The organism is Mycobacterium sp. TH-M103, assembly GCF_057473785.1.
Window position 1 is genome coordinate 1 of the sequence record NZ_JBYCLG010000345.1, and the last position, 24,960, is coordinate 24,960.

Genomic DNA, 24,960 nt, shown 5'->3' on the forward strand with positions numbered 1-24,960 from the left:
CTCGAGGGCATGGGCGACGCCCGCATCGCCGCGGCCGCCAAAACGATCGCCTACCGCCTCGACCCGCACGCCGGCGTCGAACGCGCCGCCAAAGCCGAACGCGAGCGCACCGTGACCATCCGGCCCGCCCCCGACACCATGACCTATCTGACCGCGCTGCTGCCCGTGGCGAAAGGCGTAGCGGTCTACGCGGCACTCAAACGCGCCGCCGACACCACCTTCGACGACCGCACCCGCGGCCAGATCATGGCCGACACCCTCATCGAACGCATCACCGGCAGACCGGCCGTGGTGCCCGACCCCGTTGCGGTAAACCTCGTCCTATCCGACGACACGCTGCTGGGCGGCGACGATGCGCCGGCCGAGGTGGCCGGCTACGGGCCCATCCCCGCGGCCGTGGCCCGCAACCTGGTCCACAACGCCGCCGCCGACGCGCGCTCGCGAGCCACCCTGCGCCGCCTCTACGTCCACCCACGATCCGGGGCCCTGGTGGCCATGGAATCGCGGGCACGCCTGTTTCCCCGCGGGCTGGCCGCCTTCATCGACCTGCGCGACCGACGCTGCCGCACTCCCTACTGCGACGCTCCCATCCGCCACCGCGACCACGCCCAACCTTGGGCCCGCGGCGGCCCCACCACCGTCACCAACGGCCTGGGCACCTGCCAACACTGCAACTACACCAAAGAAAGCCCCGGCTGGCGCGTCACCACCAGCACCGACGAAACCCACACCCACACCGCCGAATACACCACCCCCACCGGCCACACCTACCGCTCAGAAGCCCCACCACGCGCACCCACCATCGACTGCAGCGAACTCGAAACCCGCATCGGCATCACGCTCGCGCGACACGCCGCCTAGGCGACCCCGTCAGCCGCGATCGGCGAGGTTCTCGACCTCGATGACCTCACCGCGGTCGATGCTCACCCAGTCGCGGCCGTGCAGGTAGGGGCGCAGACGGCGGCCGATGAGCTCCACGTCGGCCCGCGCCTTGGGCCGCTGAAGCTCGTAGACGTGCGGCAGCCCGGCCATGCCGGTCACCACGGTCCACAGCTTCAGGGAGTCCGGACCGGTCGGCGGGTCGACCAGAACCGGGCCGAACAGGCACTGACCGGAAAGGAACAGCGTCGGCACACCGTAGCCGCCGGCGTCGAGGACCCGTTGATGGTCGGCCCGGACCTCGTCGTGGGTGGTCGGGTCGGCCAGCGCCGCGTCGAGAGTCTCCCCGTCGACGTCCAACTCCTCGAGCAGGCGGCGCGCCACCGCCGGGTCGTGCGGTTTGTTACCCGCGGCGTGTAACTCGTAACCGATCCGGCCGTACCACCGGTCCAGCAGGGCCATGTCGGTCCGGCGCAGCAGCGCCCCGATGCGCATCAGCGACCACCCGTAGGACCACTCCCGTTCCCACGGATGCTTCTTGCCGTCGGCGCGGTTGATCTCCTCGAGGCTGAAAAACCGCCAGTTGACCGTGATCCCGACCTGCTCCCGGACGTCGCGGATCCACAGCGCGGTCTGGTAGGCGAACGGGCACATCGGGTCGAAGTGGAAATCCACGGAGTCGCTCATCGGGACCTGCTCGGTAGTGATCAATAGTGGTAGGTGTCCGACGGCGCAGGCGAGTGCACCGGTTCGTCCTCGAATTCGGACACCTCGATGCCGTAGGCGCGGGCCAACTCGAGGATCTTGCTCGCCCGCGCGATGCGCGGCAGGTCCGACCCGTTGCGGATCTCGCCGCCGTCGCGCTCGAACTCGGCGAAGAACTCTTTCGCCCAGGCTATTTCGTCCTGCGACGGGGACAGCCCCTCGTTGACCACCGCGCACTGCTCCGGGGACAGGCAGATCTTGCCGGTCATCCCGAACTCGACGGAGACGGCCGTGGCCTCGATGAGCTTGAGCGGGTTGGAGCCGATGGTCGGCCCGTCGATCGCGCTGGGCAGGCCGGCCGCTTTGGCCGCGATGGTGAAACGCGACCGGGTGTAGGCCAGCGTGGACGGGTCCTCCCCGAAGCCGGTGTCGCGGCGGAAGTCCCCGATGCCGAAGGCCAGCCGGAAAGTGCCCTTGGCGGCGGCGATCTCGGTGATGCGCTCCAGGCCGCGGGCCGTTTCGACCAGCGCCACGATCGGCACGTCGGGCAGCCGCTTGGCGGTCTCGGCGACGTGGTCGACCGATTCGACCATCGCCAGCATCACCCCCCCGACGGGGGTGCCGGACAGCGCGGCGAGATCATCCGCCCACCAGGGGCTGCCGAAGCCGTTGACGCGGACCCAGTCCGTGTTGCCCGCGCCGAGCCAGCGCACGACGTGGTCGCGGGCGGCGGCCTTGTCCTTGGGCGCCACCGCGTCCTCGATGTCGAGGACGACGATGTCGGCGCGGGAGTGCGCCGCGGACTGGAACCGGTCGGCGTGCGCGCCGTTGACCAGCAGCCAGCTGCGGGCCAGGACCGGGTCGATGCGCGACCCGATGTCTGCGGGATCCACCGCGTGGCTGTTGACCTGCTCGTACATTGATTGATCCGTCGTCATGCTCGTTCCGTGGTGAGGGTGTCGCCATCAACCGTAGCGGCCTTGACAACGGCGCGGCGCGAGCTGCCGGGTTTTCCGTAGGCTCGATGAGGTGAGCGTCACCCCGCACATGGCCGTTGCTCTGCAAGACCGCTTCCTGCGCGACCTGCCCGAGATGGCCGTCCGCTGGCAAGCCGAGACGCCTCCCGACGCGCGGTTGCTCGTGCTCAACGGACGCCTCGCCGCGGAACTCGGTCTCGACCCCGCGTGGCTGCGCGGCCCCGACGGGCTGCGCTTCCTGGTGGGCAACCTGGTGCCCGACGGGGCGACCCCGGTGGCCCAGGCCTACGCCGGGCATCAGTTCGGCGGGTTCGTTCCCCGGTTGGGCGACGGCCGCGCCCTGCTGTTGGGCGAGCTCGCCGATGAGCACGGGCACCTGCGCGACATCGCCCTGAAAGGCTCCGGTCCCACGCCCTTCGCGCGCGGCGGTGACGGCCTGGCGGCGACGGGGCCGATGCTGCGCGAGTACCTGATCAGCGAGGCGATGCACGCGCTGGGCGTGCCGACGACACGGTCGCTGGCCGTGGTGGGCACGGGACGCCCGGTGCAGCGCGACACGGAGCTGCCCGGCGCCCTGCTCACCCGGGTGGCGGGCAGCCACCTGCGCGTCGGGAGCTTCCAGTACGCCGCCGCCTCCGGCGACGCGGACCTGCTGCGGCGCCTCGCCGACCACGCGATCGCGCGCCACTATCCCGCCGCCGCCGCCGCGCAGCGCCCCTACCTCGCGCTGTTCGAGGCGGTGGTGGGCGCCCAGGCGTCGCTGACAGCCCGGTGGATGCTGATCGGGTTCGTGCACGGGGTGATGAACACCGACAACATGACGATCTCCGGGGAGACCATCGACTACGGACCGTGCGCGTTCATGGAGGCCTACGACCCCGAGACCGTCTTCAGCTCGATCGACTTCTGGGGTCGCTACGCCTACGGCAACCAGCCCGCCGTCGCCGGGTGGAACCTCGCCCGCTTCGCCGAGACGCTGCTGCCGTTGATCTCGGAGAGCACCGAGGAGGCGGTAGGGCTCGCCGAGGAGTCGTTCGGGGTGTTCCACACCCGCTACGACGCCGTGTGGGCGCCCGGCATGCGGGCGAAACTCGGCCTTTCCGCCGACGCCGGCGCGGCGCACCTGATCGACGAACTGCTCGCCCTGCTGAAGGCGGGCCGCGTCGACTACACCTCCTTCTTCCGCCACCTCGGCCGGGCCGCCCGCGGCGATGCCGGGCCCACCCGCGAACTGTTCGACGACACCGCTGGCTTCGACGACTGGCTGCCGCGCTGGCGGGCCCTCGACCCAGACCCGGAGTCGATGGACCGCACCAACCCCGTCTACATTCCCCGCAACCATCTGGTCGAGGAGACCCTGAGTGCGGCCACCGACGGCGATCTCGAACCGCTCGAACGACTCCTCGAGGCCTTGACGGCCCCTTACGACGAACGGCCGGGCCTGCAGCGGTACGCCGCCCCGGCCCCCGAGGACTTCGGCGCCTACCGAACGTTCTGCGGCACCTGAGCCGAAGCGGCCCTGCGCCAACGAATCTCGCCGGTCAGCCCGGCGGCCGCTCCCCCGCACCCCGGCGCGCCGCGCCCCACAGCCCCACGCCGACCCCGATCACCGCGCCGCCGAGTCCGATAACCCGTTGTGCGGGCCTCAATTCGGGAAGCACGCTGATTCCGCCGAGCAGGTCGGCAGCGTCGGCGCCGCCCGATGCGAGGAACCAACCGCGGGTGTCCTTGCCGCGCAACGCCGCCGCGGCGAGCAGGCCGCCGATCAGCGCGTCTCGGTAGCCCATCGAGCGCAGCAGCAGCCGCGCCGTCGGCGCCGGTTCCTCCGCGTCGCCCCACAGCCGGTTCGCGCGCAGGGGGTCGACGAGAAACGACACGCCCGAGGCAAACCGGATGCTGCCGGCAACGAGCGCGGCGCGGTCGATCGTCATGGCCCCCAAGCCTATGCTCCCCGTCCCCGGCAAACCAGGAGTCCACCAAGGGCACTGCTGGGAGGGCGGCGATGCCCACATGGCAAACCGATCGCCGGGGCGACCGGGGGCGTTCCGGCGGCCGCCCGTGTCGCCGACATCGCGACATTCCGGCGAAAGTGGATGCCCGCAAGCGATTTGCGCATTATTTTGATTATCTATGACGGACCAGGGGGATCCGCTCACACGACGGCAGGCGCACGTGGGGCATCAGGTACGAACGCGACGCAACAAGCTCGCTCCCGATCCCGACGTGCGCCGCGCCATCGTCGCGGCAGCGTCGGAATCCGTTCGGCAGCAGGGGGTCCGGGGCCTCAGCGTCGCCGCGGTGCTCGAGCACGCCCGGCTGAGCACACGCGCGTTCTACCGGCACTTCGAATCCAAGGACGAGCTCGTCGAAGCCGTCTTCATGGAGATGACGCACGCCGAAGTGCGGCGGTTGAAGGCGAAGATGGCGACCGCGGGGACGCCGATCGAGGCGGTGGCGGCCTGGATCGACGGGCGGATCGATCTGGCGTTCAACGACAGCGTCAAGCCGGAGCTGCGCCAGCTGCCCCTGGATGCCCCCGCCACGGTGCTCAACTCCCCGGAGCTGGTCTCCCCCGCCTACACGGCCATCCTGGAGCCGCTCGTCGAGCAACTCGAGCGGGGCGTGGAGCTCGGCGTTTTTCGCGGCATCGTTCCGGCCGTCGCCGCCAAGTCGATCCACGGCGTGGTCTGGGCGGGCACCCAGCAGCAGTGGGCGGCGGGTCACGCCAAACGCGCGGAGGTGCGCGAACGCGCGATCCGGTTCTGCCTGCGCGGCCTCGGCGTGGCGCCGGAGACGATAGAACAGATCGCCGACGATCCGCCCCTGGACTGACATGGCTAGCATGGCCGTCATGCCCGAGCCGGTACCGGCTGCCGACGAACCGACACCCGACGGTGGTGAAACCGTGGCCGCGCCCGCTTCGGCGGGTCCGGACGCGGTGGAACCCGCGTGGTCGCGCGAGGACGACGCGGGCTCCGCTGGCGAGCCGCCCGCGGATCGTCAATCGTGGCAAGCGACTTGGCGCAAAGCCGCTGTGTTGCTCGTCGGCGGTCTCGCGGTGGCGGGGGCGATCGTGCTCGCCTTCTGGTTGATGAGCCCGTCCGACTCGCCGGCGCCGGCGAAAGGCGGCGCACCGCCGGCGACCTCGACGGCGTCCTCGGCCGCGCCGTCGTCCATCGCCTCCACACCGCAGCAGGACCAGAAGTACGTCCGGGACCTCAACGACCGCGGCATCTCCTTCGCCGATCCCCAGGCCGCCATCTACAACGGCAAGATGGTGTGCCAGAACATCAGCCGGGGCATGACGGTGCCGCAGGTCGTCAACGAGTTCCGTGCGAGCAATCCGGGCATGGGCGCCGACGCCGACACCTATGTGACGATCTCCGTCCACGCCTACTGTCCGCAACACAACAACCTGGTCGACGGCGGCTGACGGGGCTACCCGGCGGCACGCGTCGGCGATACGATCGGGCGCATCGTCAACGGATCCGAGTCACCGATGAGTCCCATGCGGCGCGTGCCGTCGCCCGCTGCGCGACGGCGCTCGACTTGGCGTGACCTCGACAAACCTGACAGGGTGGGGGCGCGGTCTCCGCGGTGAATGCAGCCGTGGCGATCATTCGGGGAGGCAGAGGAGTGAGCGCATGACCATCGAGGACAACCAGGTCCCGACCGAGTCGGCGCCTCCGCCGCGTCCGCGGCGCCGCCGCCCGTCCTGGACCGAGTCCGCCGGGTCCCTCGTCTTCGCCGCGTCCATCGCCATCGCCGCCGTGGTGGGCCTGAGCGCGGTAGGCGCCTATTTCCTGCGCGACAAGACCGCGACCTCGCCCGGGTCGCAGACGGTGACGGTCACGCCCTCGCACAAGACGCCGTCGCTGAGCGACGGGCCGGACGGGGCGTTCCTCACGGCGCTGGCCTCCTACGGCATCGTCGACAACGGGACCGAGGCCGTTCGGCAGCGGTTCATGGAGTTCGGTCATCACACGTGTTTCTCGCTGCTGCCCCCGACACCGCAGCCGCTGGAGTCGGTGGTCGACAACATCCTGGCGGCGGAGAACAAGGACGTCGCCGACGGAAATTCGTGGTCGCCGAAGTTCACCCGCGCCGACACCGAGAATCTGACGCAGGCCGCGATCCGCGTCTACTGCCCGGAAGCGCAGAAGTAGCGGCCCTCAGGCCCCTCAGGCCTCCGGCTGTTGCAGCAGCCTGCCCATCTCGGGGATGACGGCCTGCAGCGCCTTGAGCGGCCGCAGCATCACCTTGACCGAGGTGATCTTGCCGTCGTCGTTCCAGTGGATCATGTCGATGCCGTTGACGTGGATGCCGTCGACGTCGGCGACGAACTCGAGCACCGCGGAGCGCTCGGCATACCACTTCTCGATATAGCGGAAGCCGTTGCCGGAGAACAGCTTCGCGGCGGCGGCCAGGTAGGCCACCGCCTTGTCCCGGCCCTCCTGCGGCGTGAACACCGCGGGGGAAAGGAAGACGGCGTCCTCGGCCAGCAGGTCGCGCAGCTCGTCGGTCCGGCCGGTGTCGACGATCTCGATCCAGCGTTCGATCACCGGTGGTGTCACACCGCAAAGCTAGCGTTCGGTGTGGACCGGGGCGAACCCGGCCTAGTGTGGGCCCTAGCGCCACCACGACAGGGACGTGCCAATGAACATCGACGACGAGTCCGTCACCACGCTGGAGGACCTCAGGGGCGACCTGGCCCAGCGGTACAAGTGGACGCCGAGCGGCGGCAGCTCGGTCGGCGACGCGATCGTCGACGCCGACCTGGCGGCCCTCGACCGCGACGGCTACGTCGTGTGGGAGAACCTGCTCGGCGCCGAGGAATGCGGGCAGATCCGTGACGCGGTGCGCCCGGGGCTCGGGCACACGGGACGCAACTCCTTCGAGGGCCGGCGCACCCAGCGCATCTACAGCCTGCTGAGCAGGACGCGCGTGTGCGACCGGCTCGTCGACAACCCGCGGGTGCTGGCGGTGCTCGACCGGTTACTGATGCCCAACTACCTGCTCTCGGCGCTGCAGGCCATCAACATCCAGCCCGGGGAGGCCGCCCAGCTGGCCCACCACGACGACGGGTTCTACCCGATTCCGCGCCCGCGGGCCCCCTTGGCTGCGGCCACGATCTGGGCGATCGACGACTTCACCGCGGACAACGGCGCCACGGTGCTCTTTCCCGGCAGCCACCGCTGGGGCAAGCGCCGGCCGGGTCCCGACGACAGGGCGCTGCCCGTGGTCATGCCCGCCGGCTCGTGTGTCTTCTTCGTGGGCACCCTGTGGCACGGCGGCGGCGCCAACACCACCACCCACGATCGCCTTGCCGTCACCGCCCAGTACTGCCAGCCGTGGCTGCGGCCGATGGAGGCCTTCACCCTGTCGGTGCCGCGCGAAACCGCTCGGGCGGTCTCCGACGACATCCGCCGGATGCTCGGCTACAGCATCCACCCGCCGTTCGTCGGCGCCGTCGACGGCCTGCACCCGCTGCGGCTGCTCGACTCGTAGGCGCCGGGACGACGCCGCTCTCAGGCGACGTCGGGTGCGCGCAACTCGACGTCCTTGATCCCACGGCGCAGGTGCTCGGCCAGATGCCATTCCTCGCCGCTGTGGGAGTGATGCAGGGCCTTCTCGACCGCCAGCTTGGCGTCCTGCAGGCGCCCGCGCCGTTCCTCGCCGACGGCGACGATGGCGTCGAGCACGGCCACCACGGCCTCCTGAACGGCGCCGGCGAAGCCGGTGGAATTCTTGACCGTCACGGCCGGCCCTCTTTCTGCTCGATGTCCCGAGTACATAGCTGGCAGCTGTGCAATAGCAGTTTCCCGATCTGGCGCGGGCCAAACAAGTTCGGCGCGCCGCGTGCCCGCGGTTTTTTGCGGGCCTACCGCGCCGCCCCGTACAGACGCAGGGCCCGCGCCGCCGCCGTGGCCACTTTCCCGTCCAGGTTGGTGGTCGGCGGACTGCCCCGCACCTGGATCGCGTTCGAGAGCAGCAGCACGTAGGTGTCCGAGCCCGGGTCCATCCACAGCGAGGTCCCGGTGAACCCCGTGTGGCCGAAGCTGCCGACGGGGAACACCAGCCCGCGCGGGACGGAATAACCGGTGTCGATGTCCCAGCCGAGGCCGCGCAGGTTCTGTCCCCGGACCGCCGGATAGCGCGCGGCGGCAGAGCGCAGCGCGTCGTTGGCCGCTTCGAGTTGTGCGGGGGCGTGCCCGGGTTGTTCGGGGCTGGTCATCAGCTCCAGCGTCGCCCGCTTCAGCGGGAAGGTGCTCGGGCGGCCCGCGAGCCGATCGAGCAGGGCCTGGGCATAGACGCTGACATCGTGCGCCGTCGAGAACACACCGGCATGCCCGGCCACGCCGCCCATGCGGCGTGCGGTCGGATCGTCCACGGCGCCCCGCAGCAGGCGACCGTAGTCGGGATTCCTGCCGGGATCGGCGGCGCTCTCCTCGTCGCGAGCCGTGGGTGCGATGCGCGGCAGCAGACTGGTGCGCCACGCCCCGGCGGGGCAGGCGGCCGGCGCACGGCCCGCCGGCGCGGACCAGGTCACCGCAGCTCCGCTGAGCGTGTGCGGGCCACATGCCTTGGCCGTCGGGAGGTAGCGGCTGTCCTTCATGCCGAGCGGCGCGAACACGTGCTGCTGGACATAGACGTCCTCCGCGTCGCCGGTCACCTGCTCGATCAGCGCACCGAGCAGGACGAAGTTGATGTCGGAGTAGCGGAAACCCGCGCCGGGAACCGACTGCAGCGGCGTGGTGAGCGCGCGACGAATGCCTTCGGTCTTGTCGGGGCGATCCAGCCCCCACGGATCGGCGAGATCGACGTCGCCCGGTTCGCCTGAGGTGTGCGTGAGCAACGTACGAACCGTCACCTTCGCGCGCTGCGGGTCGTTCGCCGGGTTGAAGCCGGGCAGATACGCCTGCAGGGGATCGTCGAGCCGAACCCTGCCCTGTTCGTAGAGCTGCATGACGGCGGTCGCGGTCGCAAGGCACTTCGTCAACGACGACATGTCGAAGACGGTGTCCTCGGTCATCGGCTCCGCGGGTGCGGGCGACCCGTCCAGCCCCGGCTCCCCGGCAAGCTTGCGCTCGCCGTACGCCCGGTGGAAGACGACCGTGCCGCCATGCCCGATCGCCGCCACGGCCCCCGGCAGCTCACCCGCCGCCACCGCCTCGTTCAGCAGCGTGGACACGGCGGCGAACCGGGCCCCGGCGGCCGCGTCCAGCGGCCCGAAAGGCACCGGCGGAGCGGGGGCGGGCGCCGCGGCCGGCACGGCGGTTGTCACCCGCGCGCCGTCGCCCGGGGCCGGATGCGTGGTGAGGCGGCGCGAGGAGACCGCGACGAGCGCCAGCAAGACGGTTGCGATGGCGACGGCCTTGCGCATCGACATAGCGCAAGGGTAGATCGGTCTGATGAGGATTCGTCCCCGTTGACGCCCTGCAGGGGGTGGGTGGCCGTACTGGCGGCGGTGACGGCGGCTGGTTTCGTGCTGGCGCAGTGCGCCGGGGCGCCGCCGCCTCCTGCGGCCACACCGCCGCCGCCCGCGGCGCCGCCGCCGTCGGCACCGGCCGGGCCGACGGTCGCCCCGGTCACCGCCGCCGAGCTGGGGGCGAGCTGGCGGCCGGGTTGCCCGGTCGTGCCGGAGCGGCTGCGCCGGGTCGTCGTCGACCACATAGGTTTCGACGGCCGGACCCACCGCGGCGAGCTGATCGTGCACGAAGACCTGGTGCCGCAGGTGATCACCATTTTCGAGCGGCTGTACCGGCTGGGCTTTCCGATCGAGAAAATCCGCACAGCCGAGCACTATCCGGCCGCCGACGACGAGTTGTCCATGGCCGACGACAACACGTCGGCGTTCAACTGCCGGGGCATCCCCGGGAGCAGCCGCTGGTCCCCGCACGCCTACGGCCGCGCCATCGACGTCAATCCCTTGGTCAACCCGTGCCTGTACGCCCACGGCACATTCCAACCGCGCAACGCGGTGCTCTACCTCAACCGCGGCCGCACCGACCCGGGACTTTTGCACCGCGGCGACCCGGCGGTACGGGTCTTCACCGATCGCGGCTGGCGATGGGGTGGGGACTGGACGGTTCCCGTGGACTACCAACACTTCGAGCAGACGCCGGGATGACCTGGAAGGATGGCACGCCATGTCGCGCTCATTCGACGGTTTGACCGAGGAGCCCGGCCGCGTCGAGCGGATCAGGCGGGTGCGCAGACCCCTGATCGCGCCGCTGCTCGCGGTCAGCGCGGCCACGATGTGCCCGACGGCCCCGCCGGCGGGCGCCGCCGGTGACGGGGAGTGCAGCGTCATCCTGCCGGCGGCGGATCGGCTCGAGCAGGAGTTCAATTTGGTATCTCCTTCCGGTACACCGTCGTACGTGGCGAGCCAGATCCGCAACGCGCTGGCTCCGCTGCACGGCCTGCGCAGTGCGGCGGCGGTGGACCTGCGGCTTCGGTCGGACATGCTGGCGTCTCAGATCGACGGGAGCGACCCCTACCGACCGGCCAGCCCGCAACGACTCGCCGGCGATCTCGCCGAGGCGAGAGAGAACTTGGCCGCGGCGCGCGACTACTGCGCGCCGTAAGGGCCGGTCGCTACGTCCCCGGGCGCCACTTCCGGACCGACAGGCGCTCGGCGCCGGGCCAGATGGCCATGGCGGCCGGGGATGCGCAGAAGGCGTCCTCGGCCTGGTGGGCGGTCATGTCGACGGCGTGCAGGCCGTCCTCCTGGTGGGCGCGGCAGATGACGGTCAGCACCCGGTGCGTGTCGGGGTCGACCTGCTCGGCCTCGATGGTCAGGACCACGACCAGCGTGTAACCGGCCCCGGTCGGCAGGTAGAAGGTGAGGTCCCGGCTGTCCAGGCCGCCGCCGTTGGTGACCAGGTACCCGTCTCCGCTGGGGTAGACGGCCTGCCCGACCATCTGGGTGCGTTCGAAGTGGAGACGGTCACCCGGCGCCCGCCACACCGAGAACCGGGTGTTCGCGCCGCCGTTGAACAAGTGCTGGGCGATCGGGATGATCAGCTCTTCGCGGCCGTCCTCGTCGATGTCCTGCAAGCCGACGCCGCCCGGGCTCGAGGGCTCCAGAAGCTCGTCGATGGTCTGCACCGTTTCACCCGCCGGGCCGGTCACGGTCACCTTCACCGCCCTGGGCCGCGGCAGCTCGGGCACGTTGAAGTAGGTGACCGCGAAATTCAAAGCGCCGGATTGCATTTGGCAATCCGAATGCGGAGACGTGGCTTTCGGGCTGATCACCGCGGTCCGCTGCGGGCACGGCGGCAGCGTGGTATCGGCGGCCGCGGTGGGGCACGTCAGGCACCCGGTCACCGCGATGGCCACCAGCGTGACGGCCGGCGCCGACAGCCGCTTCATCGCCGCGCACCTAGCGCTTCGGCGCCGGCTTGAGCGGCGCGGGAGGAGCCTCGGGCGGCGGCAGCTGCTCCTCGACGGGCGGGTGGGAGCCGGTCTTGGGACCGATGTCGGAAACCTGCCACCCGTTGCCCGCCCTGCTGACGGTCACCTGCAGCAGGATGATCGACACCTTGGGCGTCGGGTTCTGCAGGTTGCGGGTGGTCTGGTGGGCCGAGACCACCACCTGATAGACCCCGCCGGGCTGGGCGACCGGGTCGGTGGCCAGCACCTCACCGGTGGAGGTGACCTGCGCCTGCAACATGATGCTCTTCAGCACGTCGGTGGCGTTGACGTATTTGTCCTTGAGTTGCTGCGACACACCGTCTTCGACCGAGCGGAAGAAGGCGTCGGGGTCTTCGAAGCTGTAGGCCAGCGACTTCAGCGCGTAATCCTTGGCCAGCTGCGCCGCGGCCGCGCGGTCGGCCTGTTGCCGGCGCAGCTGCGCGAGCTCGCCGCTCACGTCGCGATATTTCAGGAACCCGAAGACGGCGCCGGCGAGCACCGCCGCCGCCGCAACGGCGGCGGCCCATCGCCACGGCCGCCGCGGCCAAAGCCGCCGCCCGGCGGTCTCGGTCCGCTCGGCCTCCTCGGCGTCCACGGCGTTCTCGGCGTTCTCGGGGGCCTCGGGCTCGGTCTCCGTCGTTGTTTCGTCGTCGCTGGTCGTTGACTTGGCCATCTCAGTTCTTTCTGTGCTCGATTACTGGTGCCATTCGGGCACGTTGAGTTGCACCCGCACGCCGCCGGTGTCGTTGAAGGTCGATTCCCAGAAGTCGAGCCAGTGCCCGGCGTCCACCTTGATGTCGCGCAGCGGCGCGACCGCGGGGAGCAGGACGGGGGCGAAGGTGCTCAACGGGCCGGCCAGCATGTCGACGTATTCGCTGATCTTGGAGATCAGGATCCCGCCCGCATCGTCGGGGCCCATCACGCCCAGCCCGCTGTGCGACAGGGTTTCGATTTCATGGATCAGCCGCAAGAACGCCGGCACCGAGTTCGGCAGCAGCTGGCCGGTCGTGCTGATCACCTCGGCCGCGTGGACCTCACCCAAATTGGTTGTCAGCGTGGAGATGTTGCTGAACAGCGTGGCCATCAGTTGCTTGTCGTCGCGGACCACCTTGGCGGCCAGGCCGGCGGTGGTGGCCAGGGAATCGAGGGTGTCGTCGTTGCCGGCGAACGCCGCCGAGATGCTACCGGTGACGGTGTGCACGCTGTCGGGGTCGAGGGCGGAGATCAGGGCATTGGCCTTGGTCAGCAGGTCGCTTCCGGTGACCGTCGGCGCGACCCGGTCCGCGGGGATCACCGCCCCGTCGGAAAAGTACGGCGGCGCAATCAGCTTCGGCTTGAAGTCGATGTATTGTTCGCCTGCCGCGGAGAGATTTTCCACGCTGATCGCGCTGTTGGCGGGGACCGGGTGCGCGCGATCGAGGTCGATCGAGACGGCCAGCCCCGTCGTCGTGGTGCGGATGCCGGTCACCCGGCCGATCTTGATGCCCCGCATGGTCACCTCGGACGTTGGGAGCAGGCCGCCGGACGTGTTGAGCAGCAGGGTGAGTCGGGTGTCCTGCTTGGTCGGGTCCATCTCGAGCACGCCGACCGCCATGTACACCGCGCCCAGCAGCGTCATCACCGTCAGGATGACCAGCGTGATCCGGGCATTGAACTTCACGGCAGCAACCCCATCGTCCGCATCGCCGAGACCGCCTGGTCGGCCTTGTCGGCGGGGTCCACACCCTCATGCCCGGTCGGTGGATGAAGTTCGGAGATGGTGTATTTCGGGCCCCCGTGGCGGAAGAACGGGATGAGCTTGGTGCGGATCAAGGCCATCATCTTGTCGGCGAGCACCGGAATGGTGGTGTCGACGGTGGCCACGGTGCCCACCCACGGCGTGAGGTAGGAGAGCATCTCCATCCAGTCGCCGGCGACCGGGTTGATGACCTGCCCGCCCAGTTCGTCGATGCCTTTGGAGTCCGCGACGAGCCGCACGATGGCGAGCGTGATCGCCGACAGGCCTTCGAGCTTCGCCGGGCCCTCGGCGACCAGCCGGTTGAACACATCGGTGTTGCCCGACAGGTTCGTGCTGATGTTCTCCATGCTCGACAGGATCCCGTTGATGGTGTCCTGGTTGGCCGCAAGGTCGTTCAGCACTCCGGCGATGGTGTGCTGGATCCGGGTCAGCGCGGCGGGATCCCGCGGGAAGGCTTTGTTGAAGTTGACCACGGTATCGCGCAACGTGCCGATCGCCCCGCCCGCCACCAGGTTCGACACCGACCGCAGGACGTCCTCGACGTTGGTGGCAGGTTCGGTGTTGCGCAACGGGATGGTGCCGCCGTCGCGCAACACCCCCGCCGACGGTTTGGCGGCCGGCAGCAGCGCGATGTAGATGTCGCCGAGTGGGGTCGCCTGGCGCAGTTCGGCGCGGGTGTTGTCGGGAAGCGTGGTGTCGCCGGACATCTCGACGTAGGCGACCGCCTTGCTGCCGTCGAGTGCGACGTGGTCGAGCACGCCGATCTGGATACCGCCGGAGTCCACCTTGGCCCGCGCGGGCAGGTTGAGCACACTGGAGAACTCGATCTTGATCCGATAGGCGTGGTGGGGGGTGTAGGCGCCCGGGACCGGCAGCCGGGTCGGGTCCAGCGAGCAGGCCGCCGTGGACACGATGGCCAGCACGGCCAGCAGCAGGCAGGCAACACGCGCCGATCGCCGGGTCATGACAGCGCGGCCCCCAGGATGAGATCGGTCAGCCCGAGAGTGACCGGATCCGACGGGGTGTCCGACGCGCACGCCGCGGCGGCCCCGGGGGTGTGACGCTTGCGCAGCACGTCGCAGATGGCCCCGGCCTGCGTCGGCGAAATCGCCACCTGCGGTGGGATGTAGGTGACGTTGTGGGTGCCCCACGCCGGCTCGTAGATGTCGGACAACCAGTGGCTGAACTGCGGCCACGACTTGATGGTGCCCAGGATGGCCGGGGTGTAGCGGTTCAGCACGTCGCGCACCCACGGGATCAGCTTGTCGGTGATTCTCTGATAGAGCCGCGGCGCCCACCGGTTCATGGCCTCCACCAGGATCGGCAGCAGGTGCGAAATGTGGCTCAGCGCCGCGGAGAAATTGTCCGACAGGCCCTCGATCAGTTCGGTGGTGGCGGGCAGCGTTGCGACCACCGAGGCGAAGGTGTCCCAGTGCTTGAGAAAGCCCGACGTGAAGATCTCGCTGTTCTCGAACAGCTGCCGGTACTCGGCGTCGGCCTTGTAGGGATCGGCAAGCATGGTGACCAGATTGCGCAGCGTCTGGTTGAGGCCTGGTCCGGTGCCGTCCAGCGAGCGGCCGGCCGCGCGCAAGCTGTCGTTGATGGCCTGCACGCCCGGGGCGCGGGACGGGTCCTGGCCGGGCTGGGGGCCCAGAATGTCGTCGGCGAGCTTGCCGATGGCCGAGAAGGTTTCGCTGACACTGATCGGGGTTCTGGTGTACGCCAGCCCGATACAGCCCGGCCCGGTGAACTTCGGCCCCGACGTGTAGGGCTTGGTCAGTTCGAGATGCCGGTCGGTGACGATCGATTGCGAGTAGGTGACCGCTCCGACGTCGGCCGGCAAGTCGAGGTCGGCGGGCACGGTGAAGTCGACCTCGACGTGGTCGGGCTTGTTGACGATCGCGGTCGTCGCGCCGACGTCGATGCCCAGCAGCGCGACCTTGTTGCCCGGGTACAGGCCCACCGCGTCGGTCAATTCGGCACACATCGCCCGGGTTTTGGCGGGCAGGACGGCCTGGGCGCCAAAGAACGCCGCCGCCGTGATCCCGGCGACGAGAACCACCGCTGCCGCGATACCCAGCGGGGAGCGCAACCGCGAGCCGACAGCCGAAATCCAGGGCATCTCAACAGTTCCTCATGATGTTGGGCAGGCACAGGTCCTGCCCGGGGACCAGCCGGTTGTGTTCGTCGAAGACGACCCCGTTCCCGCTGAGCATCGGCATCACGACGCCCAGCGCCTGCCCCAGGCCCTCGGCCGCCAGGCCAAGCCGGTCGGGATGGGCCTGCAGCGTGTCGATGATGTCGTTGAGCCCGTTGACGATCGGCGCGACCTCCCGGCCGTAGAACACCGTAACGCGGTCCAAGATCCTCGACAATTCCTTGAACAGGGTGAAGAACTCGACGATGTCGACCGCCTTCGCCGTGTACGTCTTGCCGATGATGTCGATCTGCTCGAACAGCGTGACGAGTTGCCTGCGCCCGGCGACCATGGCATGCAGCCCATTGTTGGTGAAATCCAGGCTGCGGTGGAACTCGGCGGTCGTCTTGCTCAACGACGTGGTCAACGCGTTGGCCGACTGGATCAAGTCGCGCAACGCGTTGGGATACTTGTCGGCCGCACTGGCCACCTCGCTGAAGGTGTCGTGGATGACCTGGCCGTTGACTTCCTTGATCATCGGGGTCGCCGCCTGGAGGATGTCGTTGACCTCGAACGGCAAGGTGACGCGCTGCGGCGGGATGACGTTGTGGCCCAGCGGTATACCGCCCTTGGGGTCGAGCGCCACGTAGTGGCCGCCCAGTGGGGTCAGCAGCTTGACGTCCAGGGTGGACTGCGAGCCGACCTGCACCGAACGCTTGACGTCGAACTTCATCTCGACGACGGCGCCCGCGAGCCCGATGCTGGTGACCTTGCCGACCGGGATGCCGGCGACGCGGACCTGGTCGCCGACGCGCACACCGGCGGCGTTGGGCAGGTCCGCGGTGTAGGACGACTGATCGGTCGGATTCAGATAGGCCATCGCGGTGGCGGCCAACACCGCGGCGATGACGACCAAGCCGATGATGCCGTGGCGGCGGCTGCGGGTCGCGGCGGCACGCTCGTCGAGAGCAACGCGCCGACGCCCCATGCTGCTGCCCCACCTCACCGGCACACCACCAGGTTCTGCTGCGCGAACGACACCTGCCCGATCCCCGGCAGCGTCATCTCGCCGTGCGAGCAGGAAAACGTCGGTGTGGCGGGCTTGTCGTCGACCAGTGAGTCCCGTATCCCTTGGATCAGCGACGGCACCAGCGACAGCCCCGCGATGATCGTCGGCGTCTGCGGCCACATCCGGCTGGTCAGGTCGTAGAGCGGAGTCGTCGTCCCGTCGAAGATCCGCTCGATGTACTGCAGCTGATGGGCGCTGGTCCGCAGGACGGGCAGCCCGGTCTCGAGCGCATCGCGGAACTCCTCGGCCTTGGAACCGAACTTTGTCAGCACGTCGTTGAGGGTGGCGATCAGGTGAAACAGTTGCTGGGACTTGCCACCCAGGTCCCGCGAGATCGAACTGAGATTGCGGATCACGGCGACGATCACCGCCTGGCGGTCCACGGCCACTTTGGAGATGACGTCGAGGTCGTGCAGGAACGGGCCGACGCCGGATTCGTCGCCCTGGATCAGCCGCAGCAGGTTCTCGCCGAGCAGGTTGAACTGGGCGGGGTCAAGGGTTTGGAATATCGGCCGAAACCCGTTGAACAGTTTCGCCACGTCGAACGACGGAATCGTCTGTTCCAGGGGAAGGAGACTCCCCGCCGGCAACCGTGGCGCCGGCTTGGCCGGCTGGACGAGCTCGACGTAGCGCTGACCGAGCAGGGTCTGGTAGCGCACCGCGGCGACGGTGTTGGCGAACACCGGGTGATCGTCTTGCGCGGTGAAGTCCACCTTGGCGATGCGCCCGTCGAGCCGGATGGTCTCCACCTTGCCGACCTGCACCCCGGAGATGCGCACGTCGTCGCCGGCGTAGAGCCCCGACACATCGGAGAACGCCGCGGTGTAGCGGGAGACCACGCCGGTGACCGGACTGCGCAGGGCGGTCAGCACGATCAGCGCGCACACCACGGCGACCGCGGTGAAGACGGTCAGCCACACCACCGATTTGGTGACGCTTCTCATCGGCCAGCCCCCTGCGGCGCCGGCGCGGGCGGACCCGGTGGCGCGCTCGGCCCGAGGGCCGCCGGCAGCCCCGGCATCGTGTCCAGGGCGACCTCGATCTGCATGCGCACCTTGCCGTCGATGACCGGGAACGCCGCACTGGTGCGGTCCAGCAGACCCGAGAGCCGGTCATACACCGGCGCGAAGCTGGCCTGCATGTAGGAGTACGGCTTCAACACGTCGGTCAGCGAGGCGACCATGGGCGCGATCCATGACACGTTCTTGGCGAAGACGTTGTCGGCTTTGAAGAGCAGCTGCGCCGTCTGGTCCAGGATCGCGTTCATGCGCGCGACCCCGTCGGGGTGCGCCAGAAACTCCATCCCGTTGAGCAGGTCGTAGGCCAGCTTGATCAGCGGGATGGCGTCGCTGGCCCCGTTGACCACCGAGGCGAACACCGAAAGCGACTGCGAGAAAGGCACTTTCTGGGCGTCGACGAGCATCTTGGCCAGGTCGAAGAAGGCCCGGGCCACCGGCTCGGTCAGGTCGGCGTGGCGACGTACGACTTCGATGATGTGATCGACGTCCGGGGAATCGATGATCTGGCCGAGCTTTTGGCCCTGGCGCAGCAGCCCGGTGATGGAGGCCGAAGGCACGTCGGCCCCGATCAACAGCGTCTGGTTCGGCCGCAACCGGGGGCCGGTGCCGCTGCTGAGCAGTTCGACCGCCGCGAGGCCGAAGGTGTTCGAGGATATGAACCTGGCCGTGGTGTCGGCGGCCAGGACGCGCGCCTGCCCCGGCTCGAGTTCCACCGTCATCTTCTGCCTGTTGTATCCGAACGATTCCAGCGTCTTGACCGATCCGATCGTCAGGCCGCGGAACTTCACCTCCGCGCCCGGCGTCAGCCCCTCCCCGATCGCGTCGGCAACCACGGTCAGCTTGAACGCGTCGGCATAGCCGCCGGTCCCCATTTGGTACAGCGCGATGCCCGCGATGCCCAGTACCGCCGCGGCGATCAGTCCCCGGATCCGCAACGAGCGCGAACTGGGCGCCCGCACCCCCTGATCTGGAAAGATGGGCATGCCCTACCCCGATATCCGAACACCGGGGCTGTTGCCCCAGAACAACAGCGTCAGCACCATGTCGGCGGCGACCACCGTGACGATGCTGGCCCGGATGGCCCGGCCCGAAGCCCGTCCGACCCCCTCGGGGCCCCCGGCGGCGTAGTAGCCCTGGTAGCCGTGGATCGCGATCACCAGCGTCACGAAGGTGGCCGCCTTGAGCAGCGAGAACACCACGTCGGACGGCTGGATGAACGAGTCGAAATAGTGGTAGTAGGTGCCCGACGACTGTCCGTGCAGCACGTTGACCACCAGCACGCACGACATGTAGCTCAATGCCAGCGTCACCACGTAGAGCGGAACGATGGTGATCATCCCGGCGATCACCCGCGTCGTGACCACGAACGGAATCGACTGGATGCCAAGCGCTTCCAGCGCGTCGATCTCCTCGGAGATCCGCATCGCGCCGATCTCGGCGGTCATGCGGCACCCGGCCTGGGCCGCGAAGCCGATCCCGGCGATCATCGGCGCCATCTCCCGGGTGTTCGCGTAGGCGGAGACGAAACCGGTCAGCGGGCCCATCCCGACCATGTCGAGGGCCCCGTAGCCCTCGATCCCGACCGAACCACCGACCGCCGCGCCCATGAACACCAGCACACCGATGGTGCCGCCGCCGACGATGAGCGACCCGTTGCCCCAGATCATGTCGACCAACAGCACCCCGGTCTGATGCCGGTAGCGCTTCAGCGTGTGCGGGATCGCGCCGAGCACCTCGGCAAGGAACGTGAGCTGGTGGCCCAGGCGCTGGACGAGCGAGTCGCCCCGGCCGGCGACCCACCACGTGGCGCGCGCGGCCGTGAGCAGGCCGAGCGGTAGGTGTCGTGACGGAGCCGCCATCAGCCCAGTCTCAGCGGCATGGACATCGAAAGCCCCTGGGTGATGACCAGGTTGAGGCCGAACACCGCGACCACGCCGATGACGACCGAGGCGTTGACGGCGTCGGCCACACCGCGCGCACCGCCCTTGGCCTCCAGGCCCCGCTGGCAGGCCACCAGGATCACGACCACCCCGAACAACCAGGTCTTGAGCACCGCGACGCCGACATCGCCGACGCTGGCGAAGGAAGCGAACGACGCGATATAGCTGCCCGGGGTGCCGGACTGGAAGCCGACATTGATCGCGTAGCCCGCCGCCAGCCCCATGAAGACGATGAACGAGCACAGCACCGGCGCCACGAGCACGATCGCCGCCAGCCGGGGGGCGACCAACCGGCGCACCGGGTCGACGCCCATGACCCGCAGCGCGTCGACCTCCTCGCGAATGGTGCGAGCGCCGAGATCGGTGGCCACCGCCGAACCGGCCGCACCGCCCAGCAACAGCGCGGCCACGATGGGCGCACCCTGCCGGATCACCCCGAGGCCGCCGGCCGCACCCGAGATCGACGAAGCGCCAACCTGCTGGATGAAGTTGCCCACCTGCACCGCCACGATGACGCCGAACGGTACCGACACCAGCAGCGCGGGGATCGCCGTGATGCTGATCATGAACCAGGCCTGGTTGACGGTGTCCCGCCACGGGTGGCGCAGCCGGATCGCGTCCACGATCAGGTAGAAGAAGGACTGCGCGGCCAGGTCGAAGAAGCGGCCCAGCGTCTGCAACGAGGAATCGAGCTGGTTGCGGCCGGACCGCAGCGGTTTGCCCAATCCGGCGAGGACCTGGTGGCCGATCGACCCGTCCGCGTCGGCCCGGCGATCTTCTCGCGCGCCGGGCGTCCTCGCCGCAGCATCGGAGTGTTCGCCGTTGGTGGTGATGCCCGCGTCGACATCGAGGTCGGGTAGGCCGTTGCCTACTGATTGACTCGCTGGTCGAGCCGCCGTCGCGTCATGGACCCCTGCGGTCAACGGCAGGTACCTCCTTAAATTGCTGTCACGGCGTCCCACCCCGGCAGATGTGCGAGCCTGCTAGTCGTGTGTCCAACAGCGGTACCCAGTTGCGTTTTACCAGCGGGCCGGGCCTCTGTCCGGGGAAAGGATTTAGTGTGACGTACGCCACACTACCGTGGCGCGGCGTCGGCCGCTCGGGTGCCCGCCGGGTCCGGATCTGCGGTCAGCGCGGCCGACCCATGCAGTCGGGCATCCGCGCCGAACGGGTCGCGGGCCGCCGGCGAGATCGGCGGAGCTATCCGTTTGCCTGGTCGCCGCGGAGTGGGACGTCGAACAGTCCAAGGTCCAGTGTCCGGGCGACCTGCGCCACGGCGGCTTGGGCGCGCACACTGTTGCCCACCTCGTCCAGTGGCGGCGAGAACGCGGCAATCGCCAGTTGACCGGGCGCCACGGCAACCAGCCCACCTCCCACACCGCTCTTAGCGGGCAATCCCACGGTGTAGGCCCAGTCGCCCGAACGCGTGTAGATGCCTTCCATCGTCATCGCCGCGAGCACGTACCGGACGTTGCCGTGTGCGACGACCCGCTTGCCGGTGAGCGGATTGAGCCCACCGTTGGCCAGTGTCGCGCCCATGACCGCCAGGTCCACGGTCGTGACCAGCGTCGAACACTGCCGGGTGTAGACGTCGCAGGCTTCCATCGGGTCGCAGTAGATGGAGCCGCCGTCGCGCAGCAGCCAGGCGATTGCGCGGTTGTGGAAGTTGGTGTCCTGCTCGGAGGCGTTGATCTCGTCGCTGACCGAGATCTGACGGCCCGCGAAATCGCTTTGCACTTGCAGGATCTGACGCCAGCGGTCCTCGGCGTCGGCGGCCTTCACCAGGCTGGTCGTCGCTATCGCGCCGGCGTTGACCAGCGGCGACATCGGCTTGTCGTTGTGCTGTTCCAGCGCCGCCACCGAGTTGAAGGCGCGGCCGCTGGCGTTGGCGCCGACCCGGTGGAGAACCTCCTGGGGGCCGCGCTGTTCGATCACCAGGGCGAGCGTGAACACCTTGGAGATCGATTCCAGCGCGAATTCGTAGCGTGCGTCGCCCGCGGCGAATATCTGCCCGCCGACCGTCACCACGCACACGCCGAGCAGATCCGGGTCCACCTTCGCCAGGACCGGGATGTAACTGGCGTTCTCGCCGCCGTGCTTGTCCTTCTGGCTGTCGTGCGCGTCGACAACCGCCTCCTCGATCCGATCGGCTGGCGTGGCGATAAGAGTCATCGGTTCAATTCTCTTCGGCGGCAGCATGGCCGGCGGCGGCGGTGGTGACGACGCGGTGGATGAAGCCGAGCTTGTCGACCACACGCGGCGGCAGCGAGAACGGGTACAGGTCGTCGCGGCCCATCGAGTGGTTGACCCGGTTCAGAACCCCCGACAACGGTATCCAGTCCCCCACGATGTCGGCAATCGTGGCGTCGGCATAGGACTCCCTTGCGTCGATGTCCGCCCTCAGGTCCCACTTGACCCTGTCGGCCTGCAGCACCAGCCCCGAATCCGCGATCGTGGCAAGGGTTCCCGTGATGTGCAGATAGTGCGCGAAGCTTTCGGCGAAATCCTCCCAGGGATGCGCGGTCGCGTATTCCGAGATGTAGCCCGACTGCCAGTCGGCCGGGACGACGCCGCTGTAGTGGCGCTGCAGGGCAGCCTCGTAGTCCTCGCGCTCATCGCCGAACAAGGCCCTCGCCTCCTCGGCCAGGGGCGTGTTCGCGACGAGGATCATCTCGTAGTAGTGGCCGACTTCGTGACGGAAATGACCCAGCATCGTGCGGTAAGGCTCTTTGAAGTGGATGCGGAGTCGCTCTCGGTACAGTTCCAGCGACTCGGCCAGGTCGATGGTGATCACCCCGTCGGCATGCCCGATCGTCACGGGGCCGCCCGACGATTCGCTCGACAACAGGTCGAACGCCAGCCCGTCGTCGGCCTGGTGGTACGGCCGGATCGGCAGTCCCAGCTCGATCAACTCGAAGATCAACCGCCGCAACGTCTTCAATGTGTCGTCGAGTTCGGCCAGCGCCTTGGTGTCGTCGGCCGCGGGTTCCCGACGAACGAAACCGTCGGCAAAGCACCGCTCCGACCCGGAGTCACAGGCGGCGAGCCAGTTGCACCCGCGCCTCCAGTGCGCACACTGTGTCCACCGACGGTCGTCGACGACCACCGGGGCCCGCCCCGAGAGGGCCAGCATCCGGCGCGACGGGTAGTGATAGCCGACCGCCGCCCCGCACGTCGGGCAGCCCTGCGCCTCGAAACCGACCGCCTGCCCGCACTTCGGGCATCCGAACGCACGCACGGTTCAAAGCTTGGTGGTGCCGTCCGAGCGGACAGGGGGTCGGGGCTTCGAGCCCCTCGCGTCGTTGCTCATCTGCCCTCCAAGTCCGTACTCGCTAACCAGCGAGCGTAGGCCAGCCGGGGCCCGGCCACGCCGATCGGCCCTGCTTCGGCTCGCCCGCAAATCCGCGAAAACATCCATGCCGTGCGGCGTGGCGAGCGCCGCCGGGTCGTCGCTGTCACTACCCTGAGGGCGACAAACGGTGGGGGGCACCGCGGAAAGGACACACCCCGTGAACCCCTACAGCACGACCACGAAACGGGTCCTCCCGGCGCTCGGCCTGGCCGCCTTCGCCGCCCTGTGCGTGAGCGCAGCGATTGCCCAGGCCGACACCGCCAGCATCAACACCGCCAGCGTCAAGTTCCAGCCGACGACGATGAACAACGTTCCGAGTCTACGCGTCACCGTCACCGACACCAGCGGGAACGGGAACCCCGGCACGTACGGGTCCTGTACTTTCAATGCCACGCCCACGCTGGGGACCATGGACGTCCTCCAGGGCATCGGCACTCCGATGGCGCCGCTCAACCAGACATTCGAACTGCCCCAGGGTGGTCAGCAGGTGCTGAACTTCGCACCCGAGCTGCCGACGGGCACGCTGTGGAACGTCACGGTCAGCTGCACCGACCCCGTCCAAAGCCAGACCGCGACCGTCTACAACGCACCGATGCCGTTTTGACCACCGCACTTGCGTTGCCGTACATCGTTGCGCTGCGGTGGGACCGGTCGGCGGCTACGGGCAGTAGGTCGATTCCGCGGCACTGACGATGCCGGTGGCGTCGGCGAACGCGATGCCTACCGAAGAGAGCTCGGGGCGGATTTCCTGCGCAATCTCATCCGGCGTCGCACCGGCCTTGCGGTCGACGCAGATCGCGTGCCCGAGTGCCACCAGGTCGTTGTCGCCGCCCGGCGCCACACGATCCCAAGCCGGTGCAGCTTTGCGAGATACGTGCTGTCGTTGCTGTCGGCAAGAGCGATCGCCATGCCTGAGGTCAGGGCAGCGCCGACCATCACAGGGATGGCCAGTGCAATCAGCCGGCGAGGTAGGAACATTGGGCACCCTTTCTGAGCCGAGGCGCGCGCAAAGCCGAGGATGTCGACGGTCGATCGGTCGTCGCGGAACCGTGCGGGACGTGGAACTGAGACAATCGCGTTGTGCCCACCGAGCCCCCGCATCGACCACCGGCCGCGCCGGAACCACCGCGGGTGCGCGTCACCCCCGAGGACCTGGACAGGTTCGGCGACGAGGATCAGGTGCGCGCGGCGTGGGACGAGGACCGGCTCCGCGACGAACAACCGCCGCATCACCGCTGACCCACCGGCGCAAGACACAGCCGTTTGGAACGTCGCGGCCGCGCCGCCCTGGTCGTGCCGATCGCCGACCAGGGCCAATAGGTCGATTCCGCGGCATTCATTCATCTCGGATGCGCACACAGGCCCTGGACGATCCGACCAAGACTAATGTCCGAGACGATGTAATTCGACGGAGTCATGGCGTTGCTATGGGACTACATCCGCCCGACCATATTCACGGGGCCGACTTTCAGCACTCCGGCCCTCCCATTTTGAGGACGTCCTCGTGTGCGATGCGGAAATACTTCTCGACGCGACCAGCAACCCACTTAAGCTTTTGCACAGTGGTCGGGAAATCAGCCGGCAGCTTGTCCTTTATAATTTCTTCACGAGAAATCCCGTGTTTTATAGCCAACATGACAACGTATTGCCACTTCCCGGAGACATCGGTGGGACCGAAAACGTTGGGTGCGGCGAGCGGTGCGATCATGCAATTGATCGAAGCTTCG

The 24,960-nt window shown here is 68.7% G+C and carries 30 protein-coding genes; 10 read left to right on the forward strand and 20 right to left on the reverse strand.

Annotated elements, in window-relative coordinates:
* Positions 1–861 (forward strand): HNH endonuclease (locus AC2VOR_RS19155; RefSeq protein WP_486964315.1); only part of this gene is annotated, 861 nt, incomplete at its 5' end.
* 9 nt (positions 862–870) lie between these two features.
* On the opposite strand, the gene AC2VOR_RS19160 is transcribed toward AC2VOR_RS19155, so the two are convergent.
* Entirely contained in the window at positions 871–1,566 is a 696-nt protein-coding gene (locus tag AC2VOR_RS19160; RefSeq protein WP_369739758.1) for a mycothiol-dependent nitroreductase Rv2466c family protein, read from the reverse strand.
* A 20-nt stretch (positions 1,567–1,586) separates the two neighbouring features.
* A complete protein-coding gene (locus tag AC2VOR_RS19165) occupies positions 1,587–2,504 on the reverse strand; it encodes an HpcH/HpaI aldolase/citrate lyase family protein (protein ID WP_369741700.1) in 918 nt (305 codons plus the stop codon).
* 109 nt (positions 2,505–2,613) lie between these two features.
* On the opposite strand from AC2VOR_RS19165, the gene AC2VOR_RS19170 reads away from it, so the two are divergent.
* A complete protein-coding gene (locus AC2VOR_RS19170; RefSeq protein ID WP_369739759.1) occupies positions 2,614–4,068 on the forward strand; it encodes a protein adenylyltransferase SelO in 1,455 nt (484 codons plus the stop codon).
* 34 nt (positions 4,069–4,102) lie between these two features.
* On the opposite strand, the gene AC2VOR_RS19175 is transcribed toward AC2VOR_RS19170, so the two are convergent.
* Positions 4,103–4,492, reverse strand: coding sequence for a DUF4267 domain-containing protein (locus tag AC2VOR_RS19175; protein ID WP_486964316.1), 390 nt, complete (start codon positions 4,490–4,492; stop codon positions 4,103–4,105).
* A gap of 199 nt (positions 4,493–4,691) precedes the next feature.
* Here AC2VOR_RS19175 and AC2VOR_RS19180 point away from each other — a divergent pair, with 199 nt between their 5' ends.
* The 3 genes from AC2VOR_RS19180 (at position 4,692) to AC2VOR_RS19190 (ending at position 6,727) form a co-directional block, all read left to right on the forward strand.
* Positions 4,692–5,393 (forward strand): TetR/AcrR family transcriptional regulator, encoded by a 702-nt coding sequence (locus AC2VOR_RS19180; protein ID WP_369739761.1) that lies wholly within the window; start codon positions 4,692–4,694, stop codon positions 5,391–5,393.
* A gap of 19 nt (positions 5,394–5,412) precedes the next feature.
* Positions 5,413–5,994 (forward strand): DUF732 domain-containing protein, encoded by a 582-nt coding sequence (locus AC2VOR_RS19185; protein ID WP_486964317.1) that lies wholly within the window; start codon positions 5,413–5,415, stop codon positions 5,992–5,994.
* Between the two features lie 211 nt (positions 5,995–6,205).
* On the forward strand, positions 6,206–6,727 hold the full coding sequence (locus AC2VOR_RS19190) for a DUF732 domain-containing protein (protein WP_369739763.1): 522 nt from the start codon (positions 6,206–6,208) through the stop codon (positions 6,725–6,727).
* Positions 6,728–6,742: 15 nt separating this feature from the next.
* On the opposite strand, the gene AC2VOR_RS19195 is transcribed toward AC2VOR_RS19190, so the two are convergent.
* On the reverse strand, positions 6,743–7,135 hold the full coding sequence (locus tag AC2VOR_RS19195; RefSeq protein ID WP_369739764.1) for a nuclear transport factor 2 family protein: 393 nt from the start codon (positions 7,133–7,135) through the stop codon (positions 6,743–6,745).
* A gap of 82 nt (positions 7,136–7,217) precedes the next feature.
* Here AC2VOR_RS19195 and AC2VOR_RS19200 point away from each other — a divergent pair, with 82 nt between their 5' ends.
* Positions 7,218–8,069, forward strand: coding sequence for a phytanoyl-CoA dioxygenase family protein (locus AC2VOR_RS19200; RefSeq protein WP_369739765.1), 852 nt, complete (start codon positions 7,218–7,220; stop codon positions 8,067–8,069).
* Positions 8,070–8,089: 20 nt separating this feature from the next.
* Here AC2VOR_RS19200 and AC2VOR_RS19205 read toward each other — a convergent pair whose 3' ends face one another.
* Positions 8,090–8,320: a hypothetical protein gene (locus AC2VOR_RS19205; protein WP_369739766.1), complete on the reverse strand. Its 231-nt coding sequence runs from the start codon at positions 8,318–8,320 to the stop codon at positions 8,090–8,092.
* A gap of 122 nt (positions 8,321–8,442) precedes the next feature.
* A complete protein-coding gene (locus AC2VOR_RS19210; protein ID WP_486964318.1) occupies positions 8,443–9,951 on the reverse strand; it encodes a serine hydrolase domain-containing protein in 1,509 nt (502 codons plus the stop codon).
* A 60-nt stretch (positions 9,952–10,011) separates the two neighbouring features.
* Between AC2VOR_RS19210 and AC2VOR_RS19215 the strand changes: the two genes are divergently transcribed.
* Complete coding sequence (locus AC2VOR_RS19215; RefSeq protein ID WP_369739768.1) at positions 10,012–10,692, forward strand: M15 family metallopeptidase; 681 nt, start codon at positions 10,012–10,014, stop codon at positions 10,690–10,692.
* Between the two features lie 19 nt (positions 10,693–10,711).
* The gene (locus AC2VOR_RS19220) at positions 10,712–11,149 is read left to right on the forward strand and encodes a hypothetical protein (RefSeq protein WP_369739769.1); all 438 of its coding nucleotides are present in this window, start codon (positions 10,712–10,714) and stop codon (positions 11,147–11,149) included.
* Positions 11,150–11,159: 10 nt separating this feature from the next.
* Here AC2VOR_RS19220 and AC2VOR_RS19225 read toward each other — a convergent pair whose 3' ends face one another.
* The 12 genes from AC2VOR_RS19225 to AC2VOR_RS19280 form a co-directional block, all read right to left on the reverse strand.
* Complete coding sequence (locus tag AC2VOR_RS19225) at positions 11,160–11,936, reverse strand: hypothetical protein (RefSeq protein WP_486964319.1); 777 nt, start codon at positions 11,934–11,936, stop codon at positions 11,160–11,162.
* Between the two features lie 10 nt (positions 11,937–11,946).
* Positions 11,947–12,651, reverse strand: a complete 705-nt coding sequence (locus tag AC2VOR_RS19230; RefSeq protein WP_486964320.1) for a hypothetical protein — start codon at positions 12,649–12,651, stop codon at positions 11,947–11,949.
* A 21-nt stretch (positions 12,652–12,672) separates the two neighbouring features.
* Positions 12,673–13,638: an MlaD family protein gene (locus AC2VOR_RS19235; protein ID WP_486964321.1), complete on the reverse strand. Its 966-nt coding sequence runs from the start codon at positions 13,636–13,638 to the stop codon at positions 12,673–12,675.
* The gene (locus AC2VOR_RS19240; protein WP_486964322.1) at positions 13,635–14,681 is read right to left on the reverse strand and encodes an MlaD family protein; all 1,047 of its coding nucleotides are present in this window, start codon (positions 14,679–14,681) and stop codon (positions 13,635–13,637) included. Before AC2VOR_RS19240 ends, AC2VOR_RS19235 begins: the two co-directional genes overlap by 4 nt.
* Positions 14,678–15,838 carry an MlaD family protein gene (locus AC2VOR_RS19245; protein ID WP_369739774.1) on the reverse strand — a complete coding sequence of 387 codons (1,161 nt, stop codon included), beginning with the start codon at positions 15,836–15,838 and terminating at the stop codon, positions 14,678–14,680. Before AC2VOR_RS19245 ends, AC2VOR_RS19240 begins: the two co-directional genes overlap by 4 nt.
* A 1-nt stretch (position 15,839) precedes the next feature.
* Complete coding sequence (locus AC2VOR_RS19250; RefSeq protein WP_369739775.1) at positions 15,840–16,841, reverse strand: MlaD family protein; 1,002 nt, start codon at positions 16,839–16,841, stop codon at positions 15,840–15,842.
* Between the two features lie 14 nt (positions 16,842–16,855).
* Positions 16,856–17,866: an MlaD family protein gene (locus AC2VOR_RS19255; protein ID WP_369739776.1), complete on the reverse strand. Its 1,011-nt coding sequence runs from the start codon at positions 17,864–17,866 to the stop codon at positions 16,856–16,858.
* Positions 17,863–18,924, reverse strand: a complete 1,062-nt coding sequence (locus AC2VOR_RS19260; RefSeq protein WP_369739777.1) for an MlaD family protein — start codon at positions 18,922–18,924, stop codon at positions 17,863–17,865. The genes AC2VOR_RS19255 and AC2VOR_RS19260 overlap by 4 nt, the downstream gene beginning before the upstream one ends.
* Positions 18,925–18,927: 3 nt before the next feature.
* Positions 18,928–19,800: an MlaE family ABC transporter permease gene (locus AC2VOR_RS19265; protein WP_369739778.1), complete on the reverse strand. Its 873-nt coding sequence runs from the start codon at positions 19,798–19,800 to the stop codon at positions 18,928–18,930.
* Positions 19,800–20,804: an MlaE family ABC transporter permease gene (locus tag AC2VOR_RS19270; protein WP_369739779.1), complete on the reverse strand. Its 1,005-nt coding sequence runs from the start codon at positions 20,802–20,804 to the stop codon at positions 19,800–19,802. Before AC2VOR_RS19270 ends, AC2VOR_RS19265 begins: the two co-directional genes overlap by 1 nt.
* Positions 20,805–21,081: 277 nt before the next feature.
* Positions 21,082–22,053, reverse strand: a complete 972-nt coding sequence (gene glsA, locus AC2VOR_RS19275; protein ID WP_369739780.1) for a glutaminase A — start codon at positions 22,051–22,053, stop codon at positions 21,082–21,084.
* 4 nt (positions 22,054–22,057) lie between these two features.
* On the reverse strand, positions 22,058–23,119 hold the full coding sequence (locus tag AC2VOR_RS19280; protein WP_369739781.1) for a zinc-binding metallopeptidase family protein: 1,062 nt from the start codon (positions 23,117–23,119) through the stop codon (positions 22,058–22,060).
* A 271-nt stretch (positions 23,120–23,390) separates the two neighbouring features.
* Between AC2VOR_RS19280 and AC2VOR_RS19285 the strand changes: the two genes are divergently transcribed.
* The gene (locus AC2VOR_RS19285; RefSeq protein ID WP_369739782.1) at positions 23,391–23,837 is read left to right on the forward strand and encodes a hypothetical protein; all 447 of its coding nucleotides are present in this window, start codon (positions 23,391–23,393) and stop codon (positions 23,835–23,837) included.
* Positions 23,838–23,891: 54 nt separating this feature from the next.
* Here AC2VOR_RS19285 and AC2VOR_RS19290 read toward each other — a convergent pair whose 3' ends face one another.
* Positions 23,892–24,074, reverse strand: a complete 183-nt coding sequence (locus tag AC2VOR_RS19290; protein ID WP_369739783.1) for a DUF732 domain-containing protein — start codon at positions 24,072–24,074, stop codon at positions 23,892–23,894.
* Between the two features lie 239 nt (positions 24,075–24,313).
* Here AC2VOR_RS19290 and AC2VOR_RS19295 point away from each other — a divergent pair, with 239 nt between their 5' ends.
* The gene (locus AC2VOR_RS19295; protein ID WP_369739785.1) at positions 24,314–24,472 is read left to right on the forward strand and encodes a hypothetical protein; all 159 of its coding nucleotides are present in this window, start codon (positions 24,314–24,316) and stop codon (positions 24,470–24,472) included.
* 229 nt (positions 24,473–24,701) lie between these two features.
* Here the strand turns inward: AC2VOR_RS19295 and AC2VOR_RS19300 are convergent.
* The coding region (locus tag AC2VOR_RS19300) for a hypothetical protein (RefSeq protein ID WP_486964323.1) at positions 24,702–24,960 on the reverse strand (259 nt) is incomplete at its 5' end.

Bases quoted from the DNA above. Each gene is read 5' to 3' on its own strand.
- AC2VOR_RS19160 (WP_369739758.1), bottom strand. From the start codon at position 1,566: ATGAGCGACTCCGTGGATTTCCACTTCGACCCGATGTGCCCGTTCGCC.
- AC2VOR_RS19210 (WP_486964318.1), bottom strand. From the start codon at position 9,951: ATGTCGATGCGCAAGGCCGTCGCCATCGCAACCGTCTTGCTGGCGCTC.
- AC2VOR_RS19260 (WP_369739777.1), bottom strand. From the start codon at position 18,924: ATGCCCATCTTTCCAGATCAGGGGGTGCGGGCGCCCAGTTCGCGCTCG.
- AC2VOR_RS19180 (WP_369739761.1), top strand. From the start codon at position 4,692: ATGACGGACCAGGGGGATCCGCTCACACGACGGCAGGCGCACGTGGGG.
- AC2VOR_RS19165 (WP_369741700.1), bottom strand. From the start codon at position 2,504: ATGTACGAGCAGGTCAACAGCCACGCGGTGGATCCCGCAGACATCGGG.
- AC2VOR_RS19245 (WP_369739774.1), bottom strand. From the start codon at position 15,838: ATGCCCTGGATTTCGGCTGTCGGCTCGCGGTTGCGCTCCCCGCTGGGT.
- glsA (WP_369739780.1), bottom strand. From the start codon at position 22,053: ATGACTCTTATCGCCACGCCAGCCGATCGGATCGAGGAGGCGGTTGTC.
- AC2VOR_RS19250 (WP_369739775.1), bottom strand. From the start codon at position 16,841: ATGGGGCGTCGGCGCGTTGCTCTCGACGAGCGTGCCGCCGCGACCCGC.
- AC2VOR_RS19240 (WP_486964322.1), bottom strand. From the start codon at position 14,681: ATGACCCGGCGATCGGCGCGTGTTGCCTGCCTGCTGCTGGCCGTGCTG.
- AC2VOR_RS19230 (WP_486964320.1), bottom strand. From the start codon at position 12,651: ATGGCCAAGTCAACGACCAGCGACGACGAAACAACGACGGAGACCGAG.
- AC2VOR_RS19190 (WP_369739763.1), top strand. From the start codon at position 6,206: ATGACCATCGAGGACAACCAGGTCCCGACCGAGTCGGCGCCTCCGCCG.
- AC2VOR_RS19200 (WP_369739765.1), top strand. From the start codon at position 7,218: ATGAACATCGACGACGAGTCCGTCACCACGCTGGAGGACCTCAGGGGC.
- AC2VOR_RS19175 (WP_486964316.1), bottom strand. From the start codon at position 4,492: ATGACGATCGACCGCGCCGCGCTCGTTGCCGGCAGCATCCGGTTTGCC.
- AC2VOR_RS19220 (WP_369739769.1), top strand. From the start codon at position 10,712: ATGTCGCGCTCATTCGACGGTTTGACCGAGGAGCCCGGCCGCGTCGAG.
- AC2VOR_RS19265 (WP_369739778.1), bottom strand. From the start codon at position 19,800: ATGGCGGCTCCGTCACGACACCTACCGCTCGGCCTGCTCACGGCCGCG.
- AC2VOR_RS19255 (WP_369739776.1), bottom strand. From the start codon at position 17,866: ATGAGAAGCGTCACCAAATCGGTGGTGTGGCTGACCGTCTTCACCGCG.
- AC2VOR_RS19185 (WP_486964317.1), top strand. From the start codon at position 5,413: ATGCCCGAGCCGGTACCGGCTGCCGACGAACCGACACCCGACGGTGGT.
- AC2VOR_RS19225 (WP_486964319.1), bottom strand. From the start codon at position 11,936: ATGAAGCGGCTGTCGGCGCCGGCCGTCACGCTGGTGGCCATCGCGGTG.